This window comes from Lichenihabitans sp. PAMC28606, assembly GCF_020616535.1.
In the GTDB taxonomy this organism is placed as follows: domain Bacteria; phylum Pseudomonadota; class Alphaproteobacteria; order Rhizobiales; family Beijerinckiaceae; genus Lichenihabitans; species Lichenihabitans psoromatis.
The window spans coordinates 1,789,005-1,813,308 of the sequence record NZ_CP085136.1 but is presented as its reverse complement, the minus strand read 5'-3'; the positions used below and the strand labels follow the sequence as shown (position 1 = coordinate 1,813,308).

Genomic DNA, 24,304 nt, shown 5'->3' with positions numbered 1-24,304 from the left:
CCAAGAAACACGAGAGGCGGCCGCGACGGGTCGTCGCCGGGTGTCGATCGGCTAGTTGTTCTACGGCGCTGCCATCAACAATGCGTCGATGGCGGAGCCGGACATCGCGGGCGCAAACAAGAAGCCTTGGACGGAACTGCAGCCGAGTTCGAGGAGCCTTCCGAGTTGTTCTTCGTTTTCGACACCCTCGGCAACGACATCGAGTTTCAATGTCTTCCCAAGATCGATGATGGTTTCCACGATCGCGAGGGTACGCTCCCGTGCGAGCATCCGAACGATGAAGCTTTGATCGATCTTGATCGTGTCGATGGGGTAGCGATCGAGGTAACTCAGCGACGAGAAGCCGGTGCCGAAATCATCCAACGCGATGCGAATGCCGAGCGATCGGAGATTTTCGAGAACCTGTCCAACAGCCGCCGGACGTGAAATGAACACGCTTTCCGTGATTTCGAGCTGAAGTCGATGGGCTTCGAGGCCCGTCTCGTCGAGGAGTTGCTGGATCTCTGGGATAAACTCTTTCTCGAGAAGCTCATTTCCGGACACGTTGACGCTCAACCGTAACATCCGCCCCGCATGACGCGCATCTAGCGCCTTCATCTGCGCGCAGGCGCCCCGCAAGACCCAACGGGTCAGGTCCCGGATCACGCCGATTTCCTCGGCCAGTGGAATGAACTGCGCCGGCCCGATCAACCCACGCTCGGGATGCTGCCATCGGACAAGCGCTTCCATGCCCGTGATGCGAGCCGAGGCGGGATCAACGATCGGCTGAAACAACAGCACGAACTCGTCTCGCCCAATGGCCTGTCTAAGGTCGGTTTGCATTTCGAGAGCCGCGACGGCCGCGACATGCATGGAACGCGTAAACAGCGCATAGCCGGCGGTTCCACCCCTCTTCGCCGTATACATCGCAATGTCGGCGTTTCGAAGCAGCTCTTCGGCATGCAGGAACAGCTCCGATGACTGCGCAATGCCGATACTGGCCGATGAAAAGACGTCCTGGTGCCCGATTTTGACCGGTCGGCTCAAGGCATTCAACACCCGCTGAGCCACACTGATGCCGCTCGTGGCGTCGATCGTATCCTCGATCAGAATTGCAAATTCGTCGCCGCCAATCCGCGATAGCGTGTCGCCCGGTCGAATGCAGCTTCGCAAGCGCAAGGCAGTTTCGATCAGCAACACGTCTCCGGCGCGATGACCAAGACTGTCGTTGACAAGTTTGAAGCCATTGAGATCGAGAAACAGAACAGTACAATAAGTCGACCGAGGATTGGTCTTACGTCCGAGAACGGTCGTCAACCTGTCCATGAAAAACGCACGATTGCGCAGCTTGGTCAGATCGTCGTGAAACGCATCGAAGCGCAGCTTTTTCTCCGCGTTTTTTCGGCTCAGAATCTCTTTTTCGAAAGCTTCGTTTTCAGCTTCGGTCAAGCGAGCCCGGACCGCAATTTCCTCAGCCCTCTTGCGGTCGGTGACGTCACGCTGGACAGAAATCCAGTGTGTGAACCAACCGGCCTCGTCGGCAACCGGCACGATGCTCAATTCGACCCAAAAGACGGTTCCGTCCTTTCGGGTGTTGAGAAGCTCGACTTCGACAGGCTTCCATTGGTGCAGCGCAAGTCTGAGGCGATCGAGCGACGCCCGATCCGTCTGATCGGATTGCAGGATGCGCGGCGTCAGCCCCAGAACCTCGGCCTCTGAGTAGCCGGTGGTTCGCTCGAAAGCGGCATTGCAGTAGACGATCCGCGGACCGGGACGATCGATCGGACTGGCTTCGGTGATCAACACGGCATCATTGGCATGGACCACGACGGATTCGAGCAGCCTCAGACGCTCGGATGTCGACCACCGCTCCCGTGTCGCCCGTTCGGGTGCAACCCGTTGATCGGGTCGCCGCAGTTGAACCAAGCTGAGCAAATGCGCCGACAGCGTCGCGAGTGCGTAACTCTGCGCGGGGCTAAGGCCGGCATGGGGTCGCTCGTCCGCAATCGCCAACACACCGAGGCACTCGCCTTGTCGATCGAGCAGGCGGATCGCGGCAAAAAATCGGACGGCAGGGTCTTCTAAACAGGCGGGATCACGATCGATGTCGGCATGGAGATCGTCGACGATAAAGATATTCGAGAGGTTTTCGGCGGCCTCTTCGATCAAAGCGAGCAACTCGACATCATGACGATCAAGGCCAGGATGGACCGTCAGTCGAAAACCACTGGGGCTCCGCTGGGCATAGATTGCGATTGGGCAGCCCGCCACATGGGCAGTTGCTTCGAGAAGCCGAGTGATTTCAGAACTCGAGCCAAAAGCCGGTTGCGCGTCGCTGTCTGCCATACCCCTCAACGCGTCTGCTTTAGGTTAAGTTCTGCGGAGCAGACGAGCGGCGATGACAGCTCAAGACGATCCGTGATCGTAGTGAACGTCGCCGAGCCAAACGCGGGGTCACTCGACCGAGACACGCACCTGATGCCATGCCGCGCTGAGATAACCTTTGGGGTTCCAAACGTCATGTGGCCGTGAAGGTTGGGTCTGGCCCGCAGCGTCCCACGCCCGAACCGTAAGCTGGTAGCGACCGGGGTTTAAAGTCACTTCAGCGCTCCAGAAGGTCCAACTCCACGGCTGCCTGTCGTGCGGTTCGATCGTGGCCTGGTACCATGTGGCGCCGTCATCGATCGAAAACTCGATCCGCGTGACGGCCCGTTCGGTCGCGATCGCATAACCCCGAAGCATCGTTGGCCCGCGCTTCAGCACGGCTCCGTCGCTTGGCTCGCAGAGGGCTGCGTTGAGCGGCATCTGGTTGATCGGTGTCCCGCACGCGATGTCGTCATCGCCTTCCTGCATGTACGATGGAAACAGACGATAATCGAGGCGTTGCTCGACCGCGTCGGACGGGCTGTCCTGAACTCGAATAGAGGTCAGCCATTTGGGGCTTCGCACGCCCGCATACCCCGGCACGACCACACGAAGCGGCGCACCGTGTTCGGACCGGAGCGGCTCACCATTCATGCCCCAGGCGAGCAGGACCTCGGTCGACATGGCCTTCGACATCGGGATCGAGACGCCATAAGGCGCGGGCTCGGCGCCCTCGTGATCGGCAAGATCGGCTGCCTCGAACGCGACATGCCAAGCCGCTTCGGACTCGGCTCCGGCGGCCCGCAACACATCCGCCAGCGATACGCCCGTCCATTCAGCGTTGCCGATCGCCCCGGCGGACCATGGATCGCCCGACGTCGGCCGAACCTGTTGGAGATCGGCGCGGCGGTTGCCCGCGCATTGCATCGTTGCCATCACCGAGCGTGGGCTGAACTGGGCTTTGAGGTCGGCAACGGTCAGACGTAAGGGGTGACCCACCTTCCCGGCGATCGTGATGGCATGCGAGGCCGGATCGAGATGCGGCACCAGCCCATGCGATCGAACGTAGAAATCATCCGTCGCCGTGATGAAAGATCGTCGCAGGCGGTCAAGGTGCGGCTCGGCATTGAACGGCGCCTGCGAGTGAACGATCAGGCCGTGCGGGCGATCTGATATGCCGAACATGGAAGCCTCCAGGACCTGTCATGAACCGCGTGCCCGACACGGGTGTTCCATAGACGCTTGGACCATCGCCGAAAAGGCGTTGAGTCCAACCCTGCGGCGTCCTAACAGGTTTGACCCTTGCGGGTGCCATCGGCATTCGCATCCGACAAATGGAGCCCCACCATGGCCAATCGCGACGTGTTCGGTATCGGTGAAACCCGCCTTCTCGAGCTTCAGCCCGGCGAACAAACCGATATTCGGGCCGAAAGCGAGGTTAGCCGCTTGAAAATTTCATTTGGGGACGGTGCCGAAGTCGAGTTGACGATCGGGCCGAACGAGGTCGTCAGGGTGAAGCAGGGTCAGTCGCCGATCTCGATCCTGTTCGAGGATCCGGGCGTCAGTGTGCACGATCCGCTTAAAGAGGCCGAGTGATCGGGGCCTCGTCGGTCAGGTCGGTGCGACGTCCAGATCCGGCAAGCGACGGATCGGTCGGTGATAGCGGACCCGCAGGGCCGAACTGCCGGTCGCCATCAGCCGGTATTCGTAGCTGTCGCGAGCGATCACCTCGAAGCGCAGCTGAATGAGGCCGTTACGCTGGATGAGGTCGGCCGCCGTAAAATCCTTTTCGGCCGCGACGGTTCGGCCTCGCCTCAAAATATCGACAACGCAGCAAGTGCTGCCGTCGATCTCGCCGGGCATGGCGAAAAATTCGACCTGATAGCTGCCCGGATCAAGAACCTCGTAAGGCCCGAACAGCACATAGCCCTCATCGCCTTCGTTGGTGATGAGATAATCCTCGCCATCGATCTGTTCGAGCTGGCCGATAGCGCTGTGCAGCATGAGTGGCGTTCCAATCGCGGGGCGTGGAGCAGGGCGGGATCGTGTCGCGGCTCCGGCTGTGGTTCTAGTCCAAATGTTCGATGAAGCCGAGGACGCGACGGATCAGGTCTTCAATTTCTGCAAGGCCGCGAACGGGTTGCTGGACAGATCGGGCTTTGGCGGATCGAGCACGGGCTCCACCTGCGCCACCGCATCCGCCAGCGACGAGACCGCCCCGCTGATCAGCCGCCCGCCCGACGCATCCTTGTGGCCGCCGCCGCGAAACAAGCGGGCCGCTTCCAGCGCCGTCTCGTTGTTGGAGCGGAACGACATCGAGCCCGACCGTTGCACGTTGATGACCAGCGGCGCATCGCCGCTCACCATGATGGCATCGGACACCCGCTGAAACGTTCCGGCATCGAGGCCGAACGATAGCTTTGCGCCATTCTTCAGCCGTCGGAACAGAGCGGGCGAGCGTGCCAGCAAAGGAGCGATCCGCATCCGGGTCGTCAGGCTCGGATCATCGCCGGGTTGCCCCGCCACCATGGCGTCGATCACGCTCGCGCGAAGGCTGCCCGATTCCCGCTCGATCTCGGCCGGTGTCGCACCGCCACCGAGGCGGGTCGCCATCCCAAGCAACAAATGGGCGATGAAACCGTCATGGCCGGGGTGGTCGAGCGGAATGAATCCCGACACATTGTCCCAAAATACTTCGTCGAGCACGAGGGCTTGGCGGAAGATCGGTCGATCCTTGCGCCAGAGATCGACCGCGTCGATCGCCTCGACCAGCGTCGCGAGCGCCGTGGCGACCTGGGGCGCCGGGGTCGTCGTGGCGTAGAGGGCGTGGTGATCCTGCGCCATGCGGGTCGCGCAGCGGGTGTCGTCGATCATGACCACGATCGCTTCATCGTCGAGTGAGAATCGCTTGAGGCTCGGCCATCCCTCCATCGGGGTCGGCATCGGCAGCAACCCCTGCGCGCCCAATTGGTCGATCGAGGAGGCATGGTGGTCGAGCACGATCAACCGATGATGCTGGTCGGTGGTCCGCTTCTGGTTCATGGCCGCAAAGGCCTTGATGAACGTGACCGCAACCGGTTCGAGACCGAGATCGGTCATGATCAGCAATTCGGGCTCTTTGGCGCGGGTCAGGCGCTGCAGTTCGATATCGACCACGCCGCCAACATCGGAGTAGCGCGGCACATGCACGACGCGGCTGACCTCCGCATAAGAGGCGACGACGGTCGACGCTCCATAGCCGTCAAGGTCGTGATGGGTCAGCTGCGTGATCTTCAAGGGAACGGTCTTTCGTTGACACATGGGCTGCTACAAAGACGTAGCACGCTCGGGCAACTTCGCTGCCGCCCACCGCGTTCATAGCGAAACCAGCAAGGTCTATCCATATGCGTCGTCAAGCCTCCGCGGCATCCTTGCTGTTTGGTCTCACTCTCGTCTCGACCACGGCGCTGGCAGCCGTGTCTGAGAAAACCGCGACTATGTCGCTCGACTCCGTCAATGCCGCGACGTTTTCGCCACTGTCGGACAAACCGGCGGTACGGCCCGTGCCGGAGGTCGTCAAGGCCGAAGTCCTGCTCGATCGGGCGCGGTTCTCTCCCGGCGCGATCGACGGGATCGACGGCGATAACTTCCGTAAGGCCATCGCGGCCTATCAGGCCCAAATGAAAGTGCCGGTGAGCGGGCACCTCGATCAAGCGACCTGGAATAAGCTCGTCGGCGACGATGTGGCGCCCGTGCTGACCGAACGCCCCATCTCGGCTGCAGAAGCGAAGGGACCTTTCGTCAAACGCATCCCGGCCAAGATGGAACAGCAGTCCAAGCTTGACCGGATGGGCTACCGCAACCTCGCCGAGATGCTGTCGGAAGAGGTTCATGTCAGCCCGAGCTTGCTGAAAGCGCTCAATCCGCATGCCACGCTCGAGGCTGGGGTGAAAATCCTGGTCCCGCAAGTCGTCGTTCAGCGCGGTGCTCCGGCCAAGGTTGCCCGCATCGTCGTCGACAAAGCCGATCACGCTGTCCGCGCCTTCGGGGCCGACGGCGCACTGTTGGCTTTCTACCCGGCCTCGATCGGCAGCGAGGAGAAGCCCGCACCGAGCGGCCAATTTTCGGTCGTGCACGTGACCCATAATCCGGACTACACCTACAATCCGAAATATGCCTTCAAGGGCGTGAAATCGACGAAGCCGTTCAGGATCGCGCCGGGCCCCAACAATCCGGTCGGCTCCGTGTGGATCGACCTGTCGGACGAGGGCTACGGTATCCACGGCACGCCGGAGCCCGATCTCGTCGGCAAGACGCAGTCGCATGGCTGCATCCGGTTGACCAATTGGGACGTCGAGGATCTTGCCTCGATGGTCGGCAAGGGCGTCCCGGTCGACTTCGAGGACCAGGCTCAACCCGCAGTGACGACCGACAAGCCCATCGCGGCCGCTGCCCCCGCGGCATCGGTCAATCCTTGAGGCGTCGGCTCCGACTTGTACCGGAAGAGAAATGGCCCCTTTCGGGGCCATTTTTTATTTCAGCGCTGGTGATGAAAAGCTTAGTCGTTCATGTCGTTCCGCATCATGCGGTGCATCTCGTGACGACGCATTTCATGACGCATCATCTCGTGACGCATCATCTCATGGCGCATCATGCGGTGATGCATCTCACGGTCGCCGTAGCCATCGTGATGGCGATGATACCCACCGTGATAACCGTCGTCCCGACCACCGTCGAAGCCCTGCGCGGAGGCAGTGCCGTTAGCGAAAGCCGAACATGCGAGCACAAGCGCGATGGCGCCGAGCTTAAAATTGGTCTTGAGCATTGATTTCTCCCTTGACCAGGCTTCACATGCCCTGGCCGTTACGCTTCCATAGCAGGGACATCATGAACGTCCCGTGCTGGTCGGGTTCACAACGCGTTCATGAACGGTTCGGCCTCACGATGCCGCTTTAATAATCGGGATTGGTCACAAACCAGGCGGCCTGCGGCTGCTCACCCGCCTGAACCGCAGCTTCATACCGAGCCGTGATGGCGTCGACGGCACGCTCGAGCGCTGAATCCGAGCTGTTTGACACGGCCGGCTCGTGGATCTGGTCCGACAGACGGAAGGGCTCGCGAATGAAGTGGCTCTGCGCGAAGTCGAAGCCGCCGATGTCGAGTTCGTAGATCTTGAGCCCGAGCTTGAACGTGCCGCCCTCGACGGGAAACCGGACGAAATATTCTGCATCGAGCTTGTGCACCCAGGTGAGGGTGGTGACGTCGAAGATTTCTTTTTCACGAAGCGTGAACATGGCGGAAAATCCGGAGGTGTCGCACCGTTACGATCACGCCGGTGCTGTACACCCAATCGAGGACGCCCGACAGTCGAGCGTCACTGAAACGGTCGGAAGCGCTCGACGACGGCATGAAAATCGCGACCTTCAACATCGACGGGATCAACCAGCGTATCGCCAACTTGCTGGCGTGGTTGAAGGAGGCGCGGCCGGATGTGGTGTGTCTTCAGGAGATTAAATGCACCAATGCGGCCTTCCCGCGCGAGACTCTCGCCAAGGCGGGATATCGGGCCGTGTGGAACGGGCAGGGCGCCAATCACGGCGTCGCCATCCTGGCCCTCGACCTCGACCCGATCGAAACGCGCCGCGCCTTGCCGGGCGACCCGCTCGACCACGAGGCCCGCTACATCGAGGCCGCCGTCGATGGCGTGCTGATCGGCTGCCTATATCTGCCCAATGGCAACCCGCAGCCAGGGCCAAAATTCAGCTATAAAATGGCTTGGTTCGAGAGACTGCTGGCCCATGCGGCAAGCCTTCGACGCGACGATGTCCCAGCTGTCCTCGCCGGCGACTATAATGTTGTGCCCACCGACCACGATATCTATGCGATGCGGTCTTGGCTGGATAATGCTCTCGTGCAACCGGCCCCACGCGCCGCCTTCGCAGCCTTATTGCGGGCGGGCTGGACAGACGCGATCGCCGACCTTCACCCGGACGAGCGCGTCTACTCCTTCTGGGCATATCTGCGCCAATCCTGGACGCGGGACGCCGGTTTACGGCTCGACCATCTGCTGGTCAGCCCCGCGCTCGTGTCGCGTCTCGTCTCAGGAGGGGTGGATCGAGCCGTGCGGGGCGTCGACAACGCGAGCGATCATGCGCCCGTCTGGATCGACCTGCTCGACTGAATCGGCAGGAGCGGGGTTCAGGTCGAGATCGGGCTTGGCTCGCACGTGCGCTGCCGGCTATTTCACCGCCGCGACCGACACGGCCTAACCGTCTTTCCGGACGCCGTCTGGCGATGGTTCGATCTACCGGCACTCCGGCGGGCCGTTGCGCTGTAAGGACGCCGCTGTCTCCGCTACAGTGATATCCATTCGAAACAGAATAAGCCCGCGGTGATCGGTGACCTCGACGCGCCAATCGTCCCCGAAACGCCGCTGACGAGCCTCTTCCTTCAGAAGTTCTCCGGCCAATTCGAGCGCGTGGCGTCGAGCTTCATCAATGCTGACGAGTTCCGTGCCTTCGTTGTCGATCGACGCGACGCCGTCATAAACGTTGAAGTGATACCGCTGCATTTTTGCTCTCCGGCCGATCGTGGAGTGACATCGCATCGGGGGTGGGTTGGGTTCCATGGGATCACGCAACAAACCTTGAAGGCACTGCCGCTTCCATCATGTCCGGGCGGCCGAACAGGAGGTTTTGTCATGTCGGGAGACGCAAAGCTGTGAGCTAAAAATCGGATCCAACGTCGAAAAGATTGCTTGCGGCCGCCGAGGGGAATAGGCCGAAGGAAAGTCGTAAAACATCGAAGGTCCGATCTCATGCCTCCCTATCGTTCACGCACCACCACCCACGGTCGCAACATGGCCGGCGCACGCGGCCTCTGGCGCGCCACCGGCATGAAGGACAGCGATTTCGGCAAGCCGATCATCGCGGTCGTGAACTCGTTCACCCAGTTCGTCCCCGGTCACGTCCACCTCAAGGATCTCGGCCAGTTGGTGGCGCGCGAGATCGAGGCGGCTGGCGGCGTCGCCAAGGAATTCAACACGATCGCGGTCGATGACGGTATCGCGATGGGCCACGACGGCATGCTCTATTCGTTGCCCTCGCGCGAACTCATCGCCGACAGCGTCGAATATATGGTCAACGCTCATTGTGCGGACGCCATGGTCTGCATCTCCAATTGCGACAAGATCACGCCCGGCATGTTGATGGCGGCCCTGCGGATCAACATCCCGGTCGTGTTCGTGTCGGGTGGCCCGATGGAGGCCGGGAAGGTCACGTTGAAAAACGGTGTCGTCAAGACACTCGACCTCGTCGACGCGATGGTGGCGGCCGCTGACGACCGCGTCAGCGACGAGGACGTGCAGGCAATCGAGCGCTCGGCTTGCCCGACCTGCGGTTCCTGCTCGGGCATGTTCACGGCCAATTCGATGAATTGCCTGACGGAGGCGCTCGGCTTGTCGCTGCCGGGGAACGGCTCGACGCTGGCGACCCATGCCGATCGTCGGCGTCTGTTCGTCGAGGCGGGGCATTTGATCGTCGATCTCGCCCGCCGCCATTACGAGCAGAATGACGCCTCGGTGCTGCCGCGTGCCATTGCGAGTTTCGCGGCCTTCGAGAACGCCATGACGCTCGATATCGCGATGGGCGGCTCGACCAATACCGTGCTGCATCTGCTGGCCGCCGCCCATGAAGGCGAGATCGACTTCACCATGGCGGATATCGATCGCTTGTCCCGACGGGTTCCGGTCTTGTGCAAGGTCGCGCCCGCTATCGCCGACGTTCACATGGAGGATGTCCATCACGCCGGTGGCATCATGGGGATTTTGGGTGAACTCGATCGCGCCGGCTTGCTCGATACCAGCGTCGGCTCCGTCCACGCCGAAAGCCTGGGGGCGGCGCTCGATCGCTGGGACGTCAAGCGCACCACGAGCGAGAGCGTCCATCACTTCTTCAGAGCGGCCCCCGGTGGCGTGCCGACGCAGGTCGCGTTCAGCCAGGACAGCCGATACGAGGATGTCGACACGAACCGCGAGACGGGCGTGATCCGCAATCTCGACCACGCCTATTCGACGGATGGCGGCCTCGCGGTGCTCTACGGCAACCTCGCGGAAGACGGCTGTATCGTGAAGACGGCGGGCGTGGATGCCTCGATCCTGACGTTTCACGGGACGGCGCGGATCTTCGAGAGCCAGGATACGGCGGTGCTCGGTATTCTCAACGGCGGCGTCAAGCCAGGCGACGTGGTGCTGATCCGCTACGAGGGGCCGCGCGGCGGCCCCGGCATGCAGGAAATGCTCTACCCGACCAGCTATCTGAAATCCAAGGGAATGGGCAAAGTCTGCGCCCTGGTGACGGATGGACGGTTCTCGGGCGGCTCGTCCGGCCTGTCGATCGGTCATGTCTCGCCGGAAGCCGCTGAAGGTGGCACCATCGCGCTCGTGCGGGAAGGCGACCAGATCGAGATCGATATCCCGAAGCGCTCGATTCACCTTGCTGTGAGCGATGCCGAGCTTGCTGACCGTCGGCAGGCGCAGGAGGAGGCCGGATGGCACCCGACCGAGGTGCGGAAGCGCAAGGTGTCGGGAGCCCTGCGGGCTTACGCGTCGATGACGACGAGTGCCGCCAAGGGCGCAGTTCGCAAAATCTGACGCGGCTGCTCCCGCCCGTGCTGCCGTCCGTCGCTCAGATGCCGACGGCGGCGCGCGGGTTGGAGCCATCGCTGTAGCGCGACAAGCGGAACTCACGCGGATCGACCAGAGGCACTGCACCGGTCGCGAGATCCGCGGCGAGCCGACCCGCGGCGGGGCCGATGCCGAAACCATGGCCGGAAAAGCCCGTTGCGACCACCAATCCGGCCACGCTATCGACCGGTGAGATCACCGGCACCGCATCCGGCATCACGTCGATCATGCCGGCCCAGTCCTGCACGACGCGGGCGCTGGCGAAAGCCGAAACGGTTTTGACGAGATGCGCCAGCGCCTCGCGGTTGTAGCGCCGGTCCGGCTCGGGATCGAGCACGCGCGTTGTCTCGTAGGGCGACACCTCATCGAGCGGAACCAGGCGTTCCTCGCGCCATTCCTTGGCGAAGCGATGATCTGCGCGGAGCCTCAGACCTTTTCGGTCGTCCCAGAACGGCGGGAGGAAGTGCTTGAGGAAGCGGAAGCTGTCCGGCACGATCGGCACGACGTTCACGCTGCCGTTGGCGATCGTGTAACCGCCATCGAGCCGCTTGCGATAGGCCGCGTGCTCACCCCAGAAGGCGGTCGTGGGCGCGCCGTCCAGCGGTGCGGTTCGCAGCACGCTGGACCGAACCTTGAGCTGTGGCAACGTCACATCGAGGTCTCGAAGGAAGCGGCGCGACCACGCGCCACCCGCCAGCACGACGGCATTGCACCCGATGCGGCCTCGTTCGGTGACGGCGGCGATCACGCGCCCACCCGCTCGATCCAGCCCCCGCACGGCACAATCGGTGAGGATCACGGCTCCGGCGCGCTGCGCCGCTCTCGCGATCGCGGGTGTGGCGGCCTGGGGCTCGGCGCAGCCGTCGCTGGCGCAATAGAGCGCGGCCTTGTAGCGCGATCCGCCGTCCGGCAGGTGGCGATCGAGTTCGCTCCCAGAGATGAGGCGCGCGTCGATCTGATACGGCCGCGCATGATCGAGCCATGTCTCAAAACGCGCGATGTCGCTGTCGTTGTCGGCCGCGAAGACGATGCCGGTGGTGCGAAAGCCGGTCTCGGCCCCCACGGCTTCGTTCATATCGGTCCAAAGGCGCAGGCTTTCGATCACCAGCGGGATCTCGCGCGGATCGCGCCGCGCTTTGCGAACCCAGCCCCAGTTCCGGCTGGATTGCTCGCCCGCCACGAGCCCTTTTTCGCAGAGTACAACCGAGATGCCGCGCCGTGCCAGCGTCAGGGCCGCGCTGGCACCGATGATGCCGCCCCCGATGATGACGACTTCGGCATAACGCGGCATCTCTGTATCGGGAATGACCCGATCGACCTCTGGACCCATTTGACCCTCATCGGGCATGGCGCCTCGTGTCGTCGCATCAACCCTATGGCAAAACCATGCCATGCCGAATTTCGAGCGTCACGAGGCCATTGCGCGAGAGGGCGACGACCTCAGCGATAGCGCGGGTTGGTGTAGCCCTGCTGAATGACGCGGAGCCCCTCCTGGCTTTCCCGCGGCATGCCATTTTTGAGATCGGCGAAGACCTGCTGGGCGCCGGTCCAGTCGCCCTTGTGATACATGGCCCAGCCACGCACTACAGAGAGGCCACGCGGCTCGGCTCGGCCCTGGCTCTTCCGCTGTTCGAGCATCGCGACCGCCTGGTCGTATTTGCCGCTCTCGAAGGTTTTGACGATCGCGGTCGCGCTCTGATCCCAGCCACCGTCCTCCGATCGAGCGACGCGGGCGTGGGTTCCCTTGTTGTTACGCGCCAGACGAGGCTGTTTGCGGGTCGACGTCATGGCGATGTTGGTGCTGCCATGCATCAGCTTGTCGAGATCGGCGACGCGCGAATAGACAGTGCGATATTGCGCCACGAGCGCGGCATATTCGGCGTTATGCTTGAGGCGCTTGGCCGTGACCATCAAGCCGATGGCGGCGGATTCGCTCGGTTGCCACGCGGCGGATTTGTGGAACCAGGCGTCGGCTCCAGCGAGGTCGTCGGCCTTATAGAGAGACCAGCCATAAGCCTGCGCGCCATCGGCCGACGCCTCGGTGTCGATGGCCCGCCCGAGCATGGCGAGATCGGCGGGGTTCAACGGTGTCGCGCCCGGGGCACCGAGGTTTGCGCTCAGGGTCTCGATCATCAGCTTGCGATTGGGATGGTCGAGATCGGCATATTGGACAGCCGCCTTTTGGGCTTCCGCAAGCTTGCCGCCATCGCGCAGGGTCAGCACCAGCCCCTCGGCGCTTTTCGGATTTGCGCCATTCTGCAGCGCCATGGTGAACCACGTCTCGGCCTTGGCATAGTCCTTGTGCGAATAAGCATACCAACCGAGCAACTGGGCATCGGTCTTGCCGCCACTGGCCCGCGCGTTTGCGGCGAGCGTGTCGATGTCGGACTGGGCCGGAGTATCAATGGATTTCCCGGCCGCCGCCTCGCCGATCTTCTGGCGGAGGACATCGAAGCGCACCTGATCGAATTCGCCGTGGCCGCCGACGCGCTTACCACTCTGAATTAGGTTCTCGATCAATTCGGGTGATTTAAGGATTCCGTTCGCCTTTTGCACCGTCGCAAGGCGTTCCTCAGGTTTGGGACACGAGGCGATGACGAAACGATAAGCATCGGCCGCATGTTGCTCGTCATTGGATTGTGCGAGCGCTTCGGCGGTGCGCCAGATTGCGTCGACGTTGCCGCAGGTCAGCAGGCCGGGGCTCGCGGTCGCGATGTCGATCACGGTGCCCCATTGCTGCGTGTCCGACGCCTTGACGAGCGTGTCATAGGCTTCGGCCAGGGCCAGCTTGCCGCTGAGGTCGCTCGAGGGCTGCCATCCGGGAATACGCGCGCGCATGTCGTCCATCGCGGCATGAACGCCGACGATGTCGTGCTTGCCGAACAGATCCCAGAGCGGCTGTTCGGAGACGCCGCTCCGCACCTCGGCGAATAGATCCTCCGGCGGCTCCCAACCCGCATAGCTCGACCGGAGCAGACGGATCTCGGCCGCGACGCGCGCGAGATCGTTCTGGGCCGCGTAATACCGCAGCGGGCCGAGATCGATGGCCGCGGCCTTGTCGGAGGCTGTGCCATCCTGGCTCGATCCAGGCGGCTTGGGCCGTTGGAGCACGAAGGCGCTCGGCGTGTCGAACTTCGCACCGCGGGGCGGGGTGCCGCCAAGCGCGGCCTGCTGCTCGGGCGAGAGTGTCGACGGGCCGCCAGGGACGCGCGTCGCCTCGGCGGGGGCCGTCGTCGCGGGCGCGCTGAATAGCGAGGCGGAAAGCGGAACCTCCGCCGCGCTTCGCACCGCTTGCGAGTGGACCACGGTCGAGGCGCCGAGCAGAAGAACCGAGAGTAGGACGGGATGGCGAATAGGCATGGCGGAGGCTTTCCTGAAGAACGACGGATCGAGACGCGGTGTGGCGTTACTTCGATCCCGTGCGGCGAATGAGGATGTGGGTCGAAACGCCGAGGATCGTCATGAGCAGCATGAGAAGCGCGATGCTCAGCATGATGTTGTTCGACAAGACGCCGCCGAAGATTGGTCGAATGTCGGACAGGACCAGCCGCTCGGGCATCACATAGGTGACGCGGGCAGGTTGGATCGATTGAAGCGCGTCAGACTTGACGTTGAGGCTGACGGCTTGGCCTGCGAGATCAGACCATTGCCCGTTGCCGACGAGATGGGCGATCCCGTTCTGGTACAGGTCGGCCGTCGGTGCGGTCACGACCAACCATTGGGACGGGTTCCGCGTGAAATGCGGGAGTTCGAGACCCCCGATCGACGCAGACCCGACATCGGGCGCGATAGCGGCGATCAGCATCGTGGTGCTGGTGGCGGGCAGCCGATCGAACCGGCTCTGATTGCCCGAGAAGAAGAACCCCCGGCTTCGCAGAAGTTGCTCCGCCCCGTTCACGACCGCTTGGACGCCGGACTTGACCATGACGCTGTTGTCCGTTGCGGCTGCATCGAGCGGCATCTCGGTGCTCATCGGGTTCGGCTCGGCCCTGCGCGCCTCGCCTGTTTCGGCCACTACAGGCAGTTCGTTCGAGGCCGGCTTCGCGATATCGTGCAACCCGGAGGCGAGGGTCTCGGGCAGTTGATCGGGGGTGCCGATCACGATGCCAGGCGCATCGCTGCTCGCGACGGAGCCGACATGCACGGCAGGAGATCCGACGTCGATCCGGCTCGCTGCCATATTGGCCAGCAGGGTGAGCCCGGCGCCGACTGAGCCGCTCTCCGCGTTCGGGAGGTACAGGTTCAGGTGCTGACCGTCCGCCACCGTCCTTGACGAGAGAGCGGAGGGAATTTGCGGCAGGGTCACGAGCCGCGCGAAGTCGGGAAATTCGAGCTCCGACGATCCGGCGATCATCAGGCGTGGGTCATGCGACATGGTGGAATGGTCGCATTGCTGGTCGAGCGGCGAACCGGTCATGCCCTCGATCGCGATGTCGTTGTGGCCCGGGTGGAAGAACCGCAACGGCAGTTCCACGATGGCATGCTGCAGCCGTTCGGGTTTTCCGCCAGCCAGCGGCATGGTCGAGACCAGGGTGCCGTTGACACGGAACACGAGCGCGCTGTTGTCGTCGAGGGCGCCCGAATGCGCGCCGTCGAGCAGCAGGCGGGCCCGGTCGTTGGCCGGGTAGAAGTCGGACGGCAGCGTGATGTCGAGGCTCGACATGTAATGACGGCCGGCGAAATTCTCGGTCGCGAAGCCGAGTTCGGCGAGGCTGCGTCGGCTGCCACTGTTGATGACGGATCCGCCGCTGCGCGCCACCGATCCAAGCCCGCTCCTGCCGAGGCTGTCGATCTGCCGTTCGATGTCGGCATCGTCGTTGCCCGATAGCACCAGCACGAGACGGTTGGTCGCCGGGTCGCGGCCGATCGTCAGGGTCTCGTCACGCGCCAGCAGATGCAGCGCTTTGATGCTGTCGTCCTGCAGCGCGCCCTTGTTGATCAAGACATCAAAGCCCGGTCCGCGACCAAGGTCCGGACCGCTGTCGACGATCGGGCGAGCAAGGCCGGCGTGACGGACCATGGCACCGATGAAGCGCCCGGCTTGGCCGATGCTGGCCTCACCAGCGCCCTGGGGCAGGCGCATGTGGATGCGCGTCGTGCCGTCTTCGGCGAGCGGTTCGGCTGCGAGATCGCCGAGCGAGCGCACCGAAAAAGCCGCGTCCTTAGGCACGATGAACCCGGTTTTGGCCGGATCAAGCGAGGCCCAGAGCTCGTATGTGGCTTTGACCGAGCAATCGACTCGATGGGTCAGCGCCACGCTGACCTGAACGGTGTTGAGGCCCGGCACCAGCAGGCCGTTCGGGATCTTCACCGGAAAGGCGGTGACCTCTTCATGCGACGAGGCCTGGATCGTGGCCAAGGTGGTGCCGTTGATCGACAGTTTTACGGTCGAGCGCTCAGGCAGCAGCGACACGGCGTTGAGCAAGGCCAGTTGAAACGTTTGGGTGCGGGCGGCTTCGAGGCGGCCAAGGGAGATCTGCCAGGTCTTGGTGGTATTCTCGCCGTTGAACATGAGTTCGAGGCGGCCGGCGGGCAGGTGCTTGATGACGGCATTGGCCTGATCGACGCTGGGAGCGCCCGGTTTGCCGATTGTCAGGAATTGAGCCGCCGACTGGGCTTGCGTCGGCCCGGCAAGCGCCAGGAGGACGGAGGCCGCGACGGCAGTTGAACGAAGCAGGGTCGACAGAAGGGGGGGCGACGGGACCAGCATGGTGGCGGCTCTCGAACGGGAGATCAGGGTGCAGGGGCTTCGAGGCACCCGCTTTAAGGGCGGATGCTTCGGCGGCGGATCGGATCGAGGCTCAGCTCAAGGTCGTCTCGGTCGAGGCGTCGGTTCGGCCGGCGCTGACTTGGCCGCGACGGAACACGGCGTAATAGAGGCCGCGCGTGGTCTGGGCGAACCACCAAGTCACGATGATGGCGGTGCCACGAAGCACGCCGACCTGTTTGTAATTGTCGACCCGCCCTTGGTGGACCGGCGTGATGTCGGCGAACACGACCTTGGCGATGATCTTGAAGCGATCCGCATTGACGCCGTAGAATTTGAGGCCGGCGCCCCGCCCCTCGTCGAAGGAGCGGCGACCGACGCTCGTCACGGGTGTTTCGAGTACGGTCCCAAGTGCATCGCCGCTCACGATGCGGAGAAGGCCGGGGGTGCGGGGCGGCAGCTGAGCGGTTCCGAGTAGACGCACCCGCAGGCCACCGAACGACATATCCTCGATCACGACCGGCAGGATCTCGGTTCCGAACACAAGACTTGCCTTGAGATTGCTGCTGACGCGGGGAACGCTGCGACGTTCCTGCAACTCGCAGACGGCGCCAAGCGAGATGCCGGTCAGGAACAGGTTGAGGGCGCTCCACACGCCCACCACGGTGATGAGATCGCGGGTGTTCGGCTCATTGGCAAATCGGAAGCCGAGCACGATCATGCTGGCCAACACGAGAAAGAAGATGACGAAATAAGGTGTGGCGAGGCCCGATAGGCGGCTTTCGTCCAGCGTCTGTCCTTTGGCGGTCACGTCGAATTTGGGACGACGCGGGTTGATGAAGACGCTGATGACGGCGCGGAATAGCATGACGGACTGAATATATTCATAGATGTCGGACGCCCATGGCCAACGGAACTGGCCGAAGACATAGCTTTGAATCATGAGCGCGGCGAGCATGTAGGTCAGCGTATAGGCCAAGAATTCCTGCCCATTCGCGATATAGATCTTCATGCCGAAGAAGATATAGAGCATTGGCGCAAAGATGAAGACCATGCGGGACAGTGGGAACAGCCAGAACATGCTGCTCGATAGATAACAGAGCCGCTGCGGCAAGCTAAGGCCGCTCTTGAACAGTGGGTTTTTCAGCAGCATGATCTGCACCATGCCGCGGCACCAACGCGACCGCTGGGTGATGAAGGCGTCGAACGTCTCGGGCTGGAGGCCGGCCACGAGCGGCTTTTCAACATAGAGACTGTTCCAGCCGCGCGAGTGCAGTTCGAGTGCGCTTTCGGCATCCTCGGTGATCGAGGATCCCTGGAAACCACCGACTTGTTCGAGAGCCTGCCGGCGCAATAGCGCTGCCGAACCGCAGAAGAACGCTGCGTTCCACTTGTCGAGGCCCTTTTGGACCATGCCGTAAAACATCTCGTTTTCGGATGGCATGTGGGCCGCCGAGATGTTCTTCTCGATCGGATCCTTGTTGAGGAAGAAATGCGGTGTCTGCACCAGAAACAGCTTGTCGTCCGTGCTGAAGAACCCGACCGTCTCGGTCAGGAAATCGACTGCGGGCACGTGATCAGCGTCAAACACAGCGACGATCTCGCCGTCGCTATGGGCCAAGCCGTTGTTGAGATTGCCGGCTTTCGCATGCGAATTATGATCGCGGGTCAGATAGGTGACACCGAGCTCGCGGCAGAGCGCCTGCATGCTTTCGCGGCGGGCCTGGGCTTTCGCGGCAATGCCGGGATTGTCAGATTGCACCTTCTCTTCGGTACCGCCGTCGTCGAGCAGGAAGACGTTGAGCTTGCCGGCCGGGTAGGTCATCCGCTTGGCCGCCGCGAGGGTCGGCGCCACGATGTCGATGCTCTCGTTATAGGACGGCACGAAGACGTCCACGACAGGAGCGTCGGCCGCGCTCAATTGCGGCGCCTTGGGGCGGTCGATCGGGTCGGCAACCGTGAAGAGACTGAGAAACAGCATGGTGACGCAGTAGCATTCCGCGCAAACCAGGATCATTCCGGCGGCGAAGTCCAACGGCGAGTCGATCGACGGCACCGTGCTGGTCAAGCGCCAGAGCACATAACGCAAGACCACGAACGTCCCGAGTGCCAGGAACACGGGACGCCAGGCACCCGAAAGCTTCAGGAGCTTGATCGCAACCATGACGACCAAAGCCGAGCACGCAAGTGCGATCTGTGCTTCGACCCCGAGTGGCAATCCAGCCGCGACGAATGTGACAACAGCGGCGATGCCCCAGATGAGAAAAGTCATTGTTTTGATCATGGCTAATTCTCTGCTGTTAAGGCAGCCGTCAATGTTGTCAGGCTAGCTGCCTGACCCAGAGACGCCGTAACCGCCTTGCTGCTGGTGACGATAAAAGGGGAGCGAACGGCTGATTCGTCAATATTTGATTCAACTTTTTATCATGCGCCGTTTCGTAATATTAATTTTTAATTAACTCATTACTCAAAAGTTTGTGGTTCTTGTGAGGCAAGAGACTGCTCCGGCCTAAAAGAATGGGAGCGACGTGAGAAAAGCCCGCCTGCCTTTCCGCTAACCCGGTGCGCTGATAGAGACGCGAGAGCAGAATCGGTGCCGATGATGGAACCGGCGGGGGCGGGATGTTCAGCACATATCGGGAAATTTGGGACGTGTCTGCGCCGATTGGATCAGATATCTGAGATCATGACTTGGATGTAATCCACGCTTATCTGCACCTTTATCGTCAGAAAGCCAATCTTACGTTAATAGAGATCGGACTACAAAAAGGCGTAGGCCTACTCACCGCGCGGCGTTACTTCTTCCGAACGCCTCTCTCTACGGCATCGATATCGATGGGACCTGCCTGAATTCAGCGAAGCCCGTGGCCGATAAGGTTTTCTCAGGGTCGCCAAGCGATGCCGCGACCCTCACGGCAGTTTCTTTGCCAATTCGGGTCTTGCCGGCGCCAATCCGATCTCGATCAAACGGGCAAAGACTCGCAACAATGTCGTGATCGGCGATCTGCTCGACGGCCAGGTCGCCGATGCGATGCTTCAGGAACTCGACATCGTCGTCTCGTCCTCGCTTCTTCAGGATGCCAATCCGAGAGCGGCCCTGCCAGGGAAGCGGCTCGCGAAGGTGACCCATCACGTCGACCTCCGCATTCCCGAGAGCCAAGCGCACCAGGAGCACTTCGCCTGCGCCTACTTCGGATTTCTCACCAACGCGCCGTTTCGCGATCGATTGGACGACATCACCTTCGTGTCGACGACCTTTCCATGCGAAAGCGAGTGGATGCGGCGGATGCCGGAGTTCAATTGCCACTTCGCGCTCCGACACCGTCACGGCTTTGATGGGTTCAAGCCAATTACCAAGGGCTTTATTGCAGCCCAGAGCGGCGCCGTGATCATCGTCGACCAAGCCGACGAGGAAGCATCTCTCCACCTTGGCGCGGATTACCCGTATCGAATCTCATCCGACGATCCGGATGCTGTCAAAGACGCAATCACCGCCATCCGGAGCGAATTCTGCGGCCCGAGGTGGCAACTCGCCCAACAGGCGATGGTTGGTCTGAACCAGTATTACGGCCCCCTCGCGTGCTCGCGGATCTGCGTGATCTGTTCAGGGTCGCGGCCACACTCTGAGGCGGTACGACTTCACACAAATGTGATATCGGCCAGAATAGAGTTAGGAGTAGTATTTGGGGGTCACGCGCCGGAACAACACGGTGCGGATCGGAGGACATGACCATGATGTCGGTCTCGATTACTTCATTCAATGCTTTGCTGATGGTCTTTGCCGCAGTCCCGCTGGTCGTTTTGATCTGCATCTATGGCGGCGACGGTGCCGGCGCTCTTTGGGAGCAACACCGGCGCCACAAACGGCATTGAGCGGCAGCCATCGAGCGATCTCGACCCTGAGTTTGTGACGCGGAATGGGGGTCGACCGTGGCAAGACGGAACCGGTTGATCCCCGTGCGTCTTGCTCTACAACGTCGTCCATGCATGCTCCGTCCGCACCCCAAGCTGCCATCCCTACGGACGGGCTCCCCACGCCACAACGTTACGTCGCGACCTTCGCGATCCTGACCGCGATCGTTCTCGCGGTTCTCGACGGCGCCATCGCCAATGTGGCGCTGCCGACCATTGCGACCACGCTGCAGGTTTCGGCGGCAGCATCAGTGTGGATCGTCACCGGCTATCAGGTCGCGTTGGTTGCCGCGCTTTTGCCCTTTGCGGCTTTGGGCGAAAGTATCGGCTTTCGACGCGTTTTTACCGGGGGCGTGCTGCTCTTCACGCTGGCATCCGCCTGCTGTTCGTTCTCTCCCAATCTCCCCATCCTTATCGCCTCGCGTGTTCTGCAGGGCCTGGGATCAGCCGCCATCATGCCCATGATCGCGGCGTTGCTGCGGTTCACCTTTCCGTATCGCCTGCTCGGCAGCGCGATCGGCATGAATGCCCTTGTGGTGGGCCTGTCCTCGGCCGCGGGCCCGACGCTCGGGGCCGGCATTCTCTCTCTGGCGAGCTGGCCTTGGCTTTTCGCCATCAACATTCCGCTTGGTCTGATCGTCTTGGTTGCGGCGCGGGCGCTGCCGATCACAGAGGCGCATGGTCGTCGCGTCGATCTCATCAGCGTCGGGCTCAACATCGCCTTTCTGGCCCCGTTGGTCATTGGTGCCGACTGGCTGCTGAGCCGCCCGTTGGTCGCGGGTCTGCTGCTGGCGGTCGCGGCGGTCAGCCTCATCATGCTGGTGAGGCGCGAGACGAGGCAAGTCGCGCCCCTCATCCCGCTCGATCTCTTGCGCGGCGGGACGTTCCGCTACTCGGTCATTTCGTCGGTCTGCATGTTCGGTGCCCAGATGCTGTCCTTCGTGGCGCTCCCCTTCTATCTGCAGCATGGGCTCGGGTTCGATCCTTTCATGAGCGGGCTTTATATGACGCCTTGGCCGCTCACGGTGGCGATCGCGGCTCCTTTGGCCGGCCGCTTATCAGATCGTTTCTCCACCGCAATCCTTTGTGCGCTCGGGGCCGCCTGCATGGCGGTCGGCTTGACCCTGGCAGCGGTATGGCCGCTCTCGTCAAGCATCGCGCCTCTCATCGCCTTCATGGTGATTGGTGGGCTCGGGTTCGGCTTCTTTCAGACGCCGAATAATCGCAACATGTTGCTCTCGGCCCCGAAAGCGCGGAGCGGCGCGGCGGGCGGCATGCAGGCGACCGCGCGGCAATTCGGCCAGACGTCGGGCGCGGTCATCATGGCGATCCTATTTTCGCTCTTCGCCGCCAACGCGCCGCGCATCGGGCTCGGTGTCGCGGCCGCCATGGCGCTGGCGGCCGCGATCGTCAGTTGTCTGCGGATCGAGCGACCCGCCGCGATAGTCGAGCCGATTCGGACCGTTACTTGACGTTCCAGATCGACTTATAGACGTCGCGATAGCCGTTGGCCGGGTCGTAGACGTTGTCGGGGCCGCCGTCGAAGCCGATATTGTCGGCGGTCACGAGATGAATGCCCGAGACATAGCCGGACCAAGGCTGCTTGGCGAAGGCGCGGTTCAGTTCATCCACCAGCTGCCAGCCCTGTTCGTGCAACGGCTCCGGCACCGTGGCGATCTGATATTGCTTCGACCGAATGCGCTGGAATGCCGACTCGGACCCATCGCCCGCCGAAATGTTCTTGGGCGTGTCGGTTCCCGACTTGCCGGCGGCCCCGAGCGCGGGTCCCATGAAGTCGTAATAGAGGTCGTTCACCGCGAGCGAATAGGTCCACTTGTCGCCGAAGCGCTGCAGCAGCGAGGTGGTGAGCTGCGGCATGCGGGTCGAGGCTTCGCTCATCGGCGCGTCTTCGAGCGTCAGCACGGTGCAGCCGCTGCATTTCTTCATGGCGGCTTCCATCATGCGGGCTTTGGTGATCGCCATCTCATATTGCGAGTCGCCGAAGATCACGACGCCGGCCTTGCCGTCCGAATCCGCGATCGCGAGATCGGCCGCTGTCTCGGCCACGTCGGCGATCCTGGTATTCACGTTGGCGAACATGCCGGTCTTCGGGTCCGGGCCGGGCGCCACCGTCGCATGCCAGCCGACAAACGGAATACCGGCGTCTTTCACGGCACCGAGCGCGGCATTCTGCTCGATGGCGTCGAAGCCGCCCACGATGATGCCGTCGGGCTTGAGCGCCATGGCTTGGTTGAGCGCCGCCGTGCGGCCGGAGATTTCGCCTTGGCCGTCAATGATCCGCAGGGTCCAGCCGATCGCCTTGGCGGCTTCGTCGACGCCACGTGACACGCCTTCGGTGCCGCCGTTTTTGAGGTCGCCCGCGACATAGATGATGGTCTTGCCGGTCGCGGCCTTCGGGCCTGTGGTCGGGCCGTCCCACTTGCCGGCTTTCTGCGTCGCGGCGGCGACTTTCGCCTTGGCGGCGTCGACAAGAGCATCGGCTTGCGCCGCACTCAAGGCCAAGCCGGTCAAAAATGCGGTGCCGGCCAGCAAAGCTGCGCCGCGTCGAAACAGGTGTCTGGTCATGGTTGTGTGTCCTCCCGTGGTGTTGGCACGGCTTGTGGGTCGCGCAGGACCACCGCTTTCGGTGGACTTGCGGCCGCGCCGCGTTTGCGTTGAGCGTAGCCGGCGATCCCGATCGCCACCAGCAACGTCAATCCGTTGAACATCGGCTCGACCCAGAAGGAGCCGCCGAGCTGCTGAATGCCGGAAATGCCGATCGCCAGGATCGCGACGCCGATCAGGGTGCCCCAGACATTGACGCGGCCGGGTTTGATCGTGGTCGAGCCGAGGAAGGCGCCGACCAGCGCCGGCAGCAGAAATTCGAGCCCGACGCTCGCCTGGCCGATCCGGAGTTTCGAGGCCAGGATGACGCCAGCCGCCGCCGTCAACGTGCCGGAGGTGACGAAAGCCGCGATCGTATAGCGCCGGACCGGGATGCCGTTGAGGGCCGCCGCCTTGGGGTTGGCCCCGATGGCATAGAAATACCGGCCGATCGGCAGATATTCGAGCACGAACCAGAGCACCACGGCCAGCGCGAGAACGTAGAAGCCGGTGATGGGCAAGCCCAGAAACCGCGCGCCGTTGAGCGTGAAGAACCCCTCCGGCAGTGTTCCGATGATCTGGCGCCCCTTGGAATGCCACATCGCGATGGCATAGAGCACCGTGCCGGTGCCGAGTGTTGCGATAAAACTATCGATCTGCGCGACTTCGACCAGAACGCCGTTGAGAAACCCCACGGCCGCCCCGAGCAGCAGCACGATGAGGGCGGCGAGCGGCCAGGGCACGCCGAACCAGACCTGCAGGCTGATCGCGAGAATGTGCCACAGCACGATGCCGTAGCCGACCGTGAGATCGATTTTGCCGGTCACCATCGGGATCATCACGGCAAGCGACAGAATTGCGATGATGGCTTTGTCGGAGACGATCGACCGGAGATTGAGGAGGGTCGGGAATGTCGACGGCAGAATCAACGAGAAGAACACGGCCAGGACGACCGCGAGAATCACCAACCCATAGACCGGCAAGAGGCGAACCACTCGGCCCATCGGTGAGAGTTGGTCGAGCTCGAAGCGCGTCGGCTCGAGCGCATTCGATTTGACCGAGTTAAGCGCCATCCG

The 24,304-nt window shown here is 62.4% G+C and carries 20 protein-coding genes; 8 read left to right on the top strand and 12 right to left on the bottom strand.

Annotated elements, in window-relative coordinates; all coding sequences use genetic code 11:
• Positions 1-60: 60 nt before the first annotated feature.
• Positions 61-2,325 carry a putative bifunctional diguanylate cyclase/phosphodiesterase gene (locus LGH83_RS08520; RefSeq protein ID WP_227401410.1) on the bottom strand — a complete coding sequence of 755 codons (2,265 nt, stop codon included), beginning with the start codon at positions 2,323-2,325 and terminating at the stop codon, positions 61-63.
• 108 nt (positions 2,326-2,433) lie between these two features.
• Positions 2,434-3,528: a sulfite oxidase gene (locus LGH83_RS08515; protein ID WP_227401409.1), complete on the bottom strand. Its 1,095-nt coding sequence runs from the start codon at positions 3,526-3,528 to the stop codon at positions 2,434-2,436.
• Between the two features lie 162 nt (positions 3,529-3,690).
• Between LGH83_RS08515 and LGH83_RS08510 the strand changes: the two genes are divergently transcribed.
• The gene (locus tag LGH83_RS08510) at positions 3,691-3,939 is read left to right on the top strand and encodes a hypothetical protein (protein ID WP_131113058.1); all 249 of its coding nucleotides are present in this window, start codon (positions 3,691-3,693) and stop codon (positions 3,937-3,939) included.
• A gap of 15 nt (positions 3,940-3,954) precedes the next feature.
• Here LGH83_RS08510 and LGH83_RS08505 read toward each other — a convergent pair whose 3' ends face one another.
• Both LGH83_RS08505 and LGH83_RS08500 read right to left on the bottom strand, forming a co-directional pair.
• Positions 3,955-4,347, bottom strand: coding sequence for a hypothetical protein (locus LGH83_RS08505; protein WP_131195577.1), 393 nt, complete (start codon positions 4,345-4,347; stop codon positions 3,955-3,957).
• Between the two features lie 102 nt (positions 4,348-4,449).
• Positions 4,450-5,619: a dimethylmenaquinone methyltransferase gene (locus tag LGH83_RS08500; protein WP_227401408.1), complete on the bottom strand. Its 1,170-nt coding sequence runs from the start codon at positions 5,617-5,619 to the stop codon at positions 4,450-4,452.
• Positions 5,620-5,726: 107 nt separating this feature from the next.
• Here LGH83_RS08500 and LGH83_RS08495 point away from each other — a divergent pair, with 107 nt between their 5' ends.
• A complete protein-coding gene (locus LGH83_RS08495; RefSeq protein WP_227401407.1) occupies positions 5,727-6,800 on the top strand; it encodes a L,D-transpeptidase family protein in 1,074 nt (357 codons plus the stop codon).
• Between the two features lie 134 nt (positions 6,801-6,934).
• Positions 6,935-7,150 (top strand): hypothetical protein, encoded by a 216-nt coding sequence (locus LGH83_RS08490; protein ID WP_227401406.1) that lies wholly within the window; start codon positions 6,935-6,937, stop codon positions 7,148-7,150.
• A 124-nt stretch (positions 7,151-7,274) separates the two neighbouring features.
• On the opposite strand, the gene LGH83_RS08485 is transcribed toward LGH83_RS08490, so the two are convergent.
• Positions 7,275-7,616: a hypothetical protein gene (locus LGH83_RS08485; protein WP_131113053.1), complete on the bottom strand. Its 342-nt coding sequence runs from the start codon at positions 7,614-7,616 to the stop codon at positions 7,275-7,277.
• 113 nt (positions 7,617-7,729) lie between these two features.
• Here LGH83_RS08485 and xth point away from each other — a divergent pair, with 113 nt between their 5' ends.
• A complete protein-coding gene (gene xth, locus LGH83_RS08480) occupies positions 7,730-8,503 on the top strand; it encodes an exodeoxyribonuclease III (protein ID WP_227401405.1) in 774 nt (257 codons plus the stop codon).
• Between the two features lie 123 nt (positions 8,504-8,626).
• Here the strand turns inward: xth and LGH83_RS08475 are convergent, their stop codons facing one another.
• Positions 8,627-8,893: a DUF6894 family protein gene (locus tag LGH83_RS08475; RefSeq protein ID WP_227401404.1), complete on the bottom strand. Its 267-nt coding sequence runs from the start codon at positions 8,891-8,893 to the stop codon at positions 8,627-8,629.
• Positions 8,894-9,139: 246 nt separating this feature from the next.
• Between LGH83_RS08475 and ilvD the strand changes: the two genes are divergently transcribed.
• Positions 9,140-10,972, top strand: a complete 1,833-nt coding sequence (gene ilvD, locus LGH83_RS08470; protein ID WP_227401403.1) for a dihydroxy-acid dehydratase — start codon at positions 9,140-9,142, stop codon at positions 10,970-10,972.
• A 34-nt stretch (positions 10,973-11,006) separates the two neighbouring features.
• On the opposite strand, the gene LGH83_RS08465 is transcribed toward ilvD, so the two are convergent.
• The 4 genes from LGH83_RS08465 to bcsA form a co-directional block, all read right to left on the bottom strand.
• Positions 11,007-12,353, bottom strand: a complete 1,347-nt coding sequence (locus LGH83_RS08465) for an NAD(P)/FAD-dependent oxidoreductase (RefSeq protein ID WP_227401402.1) — start codon at positions 12,351-12,353, stop codon at positions 11,007-11,009.
• Between the two features lie 92 nt (positions 12,354-12,445).
• Complete coding sequence (locus LGH83_RS08460) at positions 12,446-14,365, bottom strand: hypothetical protein (protein ID WP_227401401.1); 1,920 nt, start codon at positions 14,363-14,365, stop codon at positions 12,446-12,448.
• A gap of 46 nt (positions 14,366-14,411) precedes the next feature.
• The gene (locus LGH83_RS08455) at positions 14,412-16,715 is read right to left on the bottom strand and encodes a cellulose biosynthesis cyclic di-GMP-binding regulatory protein BcsB (RefSeq protein ID WP_227401400.1); all 2,304 of its coding nucleotides are present in this window, start codon (positions 16,713-16,715) and stop codon (positions 14,412-14,414) included.
• A 91-nt stretch (positions 16,716-16,806) separates the two neighbouring features.
• Entirely contained in the window at positions 16,807-18,984 is a 2,178-nt protein-coding gene (gene bcsA / locus LGH83_RS08450; protein ID WP_227401399.1) for a UDP-forming cellulose synthase catalytic subunit, read from the bottom strand.
• A gap of 720 nt (positions 18,985-19,704) precedes the next feature.
• On the opposite strand from bcsA, the gene LGH83_RS08445 reads away from it, so the two are divergent.
• From LGH83_RS08445 to LGH83_RS08435, 3 genes are all read left to right on the top strand, one after another.
• Positions 19,705-20,442, top strand: a complete 738-nt coding sequence (locus LGH83_RS08445; RefSeq protein ID WP_227401398.1) for a hypothetical protein — start codon at positions 19,705-19,707, stop codon at positions 20,440-20,442.
• Positions 20,443-20,444: 2 nt separating this feature from the next.
• A complete protein-coding gene (locus tag LGH83_RS08440) occupies positions 20,445-20,585 on the top strand; it encodes a hypothetical protein (RefSeq protein ID WP_227401397.1) in 141 nt (46 codons plus the stop codon).
• A gap of 110 nt (positions 20,586-20,695) precedes the next feature.
• Positions 20,696-22,096 (top strand): MFS transporter, encoded by a 1,401-nt coding sequence (locus tag LGH83_RS08435; RefSeq protein WP_227401396.1) that lies wholly within the window; start codon positions 20,696-20,698, stop codon positions 22,094-22,096.
• Here LGH83_RS08435 and LGH83_RS08430 read toward each other — a convergent pair.
• On the bottom strand, positions 22,089-23,210 hold the full coding sequence (locus LGH83_RS08430; protein ID WP_131113047.1) for a substrate-binding domain-containing protein: 1,122 nt from the start codon (positions 23,208-23,210) through the stop codon (positions 22,089-22,091). The two genes, LGH83_RS08435 and LGH83_RS08430, sit on opposite strands and share 8 nt — an antisense overlap.
• Entirely contained in the window at positions 23,207-24,301 is a 1,095-nt protein-coding gene (locus LGH83_RS08425) for an ABC transporter permease (RefSeq protein ID WP_227401395.1), read from the bottom strand. The genes LGH83_RS08430 and LGH83_RS08425 overlap by 4 nt, the downstream gene beginning before the upstream one ends.
• Positions 24,302-24,304: the final 3 nt, after the last annotated feature.

Bases quoted from the DNA above. Each gene is read 5' to 3' on its own strand.
- LGH83_RS08460 (WP_227401401.1), bottom strand. From the start codon at position 14,365: ATGCCTATTCGCCATCCCGTCCTACTCTCGGTTCTTCTGCTCGGCGCC.
- ilvD (WP_227401403.1), top strand. From the start codon at position 9,140: ATGCCTCCCTATCGTTCACGCACCACCACCCACGGTCGCAACATGGCC.
- xth (WP_227401405.1), top strand. From the start codon at position 7,730: ATGAAAATCGCGACCTTCAACATCGACGGGATCAACCAGCGTATCGCC.
- bcsA (WP_227401399.1), bottom strand. From the start codon at position 18,984: ATGACTTTTCTCATCTGGGGCATCGCCGCTGTTGTCACATTCGTCGCG.
- LGH83_RS08495 (WP_227401407.1), top strand. From the start codon at position 5,727: ATGCGTCGTCAAGCCTCCGCGGCATCCTTGCTGTTTGGTCTCACTCTC.
- LGH83_RS08455 (WP_227401400.1), bottom strand. From the start codon at position 16,715: ATGCTGGTCCCGTCGCCCCCCCTTCTGTCGACCCTGCTTCGTTCAACT.
- LGH83_RS08475 (WP_227401404.1), bottom strand. From the start codon at position 8,893: ATGCAGCGGTATCACTTCAACGTTTATGACGGCGTCGCGTCGATCGAC.
- LGH83_RS08485 (WP_131113053.1), bottom strand. From the start codon at position 7,616: ATGTTCACGCTTCGTGAAAAAGAAATCTTCGACGTCACCACCCTCACC.
- LGH83_RS08430 (WP_131113047.1), bottom strand. From the start codon at position 23,210: ATGACCAGACACCTGTTTCGACGCGGCGCAGCTTTGCTGGCCGGCACC.
- LGH83_RS08435 (WP_227401396.1), top strand. From the start codon at position 20,696: ATGCATGCTCCGTCCGCACCCCAAGCTGCCATCCCTACGGACGGGCTC.
- LGH83_RS08490 (WP_227401406.1), top strand. From the start codon at position 6,935: ATGACGCATCATCTCGTGACGCATCATCTCATGGCGCATCATGCGGTG.
- LGH83_RS08520 (WP_227401410.1), bottom strand. From the start codon at position 2,325: ATGGCAGACAGCGACGCGCAACCGGCTTTTGGCTCGAGTTCTGAAATC.
- LGH83_RS08425 (WP_227401395.1), bottom strand. From the start codon at position 24,301: ATGGCGCTTAACTCGGTCAAATCGAATGCGCTCGAGCCGACGCGCTTC.
- LGH83_RS08465 (WP_227401402.1), bottom strand. From the start codon at position 12,353: ATGCCCGATGAGGGTCAAATGGGTCCAGAGGTCGATCGGGTCATTCCC.
- LGH83_RS08515 (WP_227401409.1), bottom strand. From the start codon at position 3,528: ATGTTCGGCATATCAGATCGCCCGCACGGCCTGATCGTTCACTCGCAG.
- LGH83_RS08440 (WP_227401397.1), top strand. From the start codon at position 20,445: ATGATGTCGGTCTCGATTACTTCATTCAATGCTTTGCTGATGGTCTTT.
- LGH83_RS08505 (WP_131195577.1), bottom strand. From the start codon at position 4,347: ATGCTGCACAGCGCTATCGGCCAGCTCGAACAGATCGATGGCGAGGAT.
- LGH83_RS08510 (WP_131113058.1), top strand. From the start codon at position 3,691: ATGGCCAATCGCGACGTGTTCGGTATCGGTGAAACCCGCCTTCTCGAG.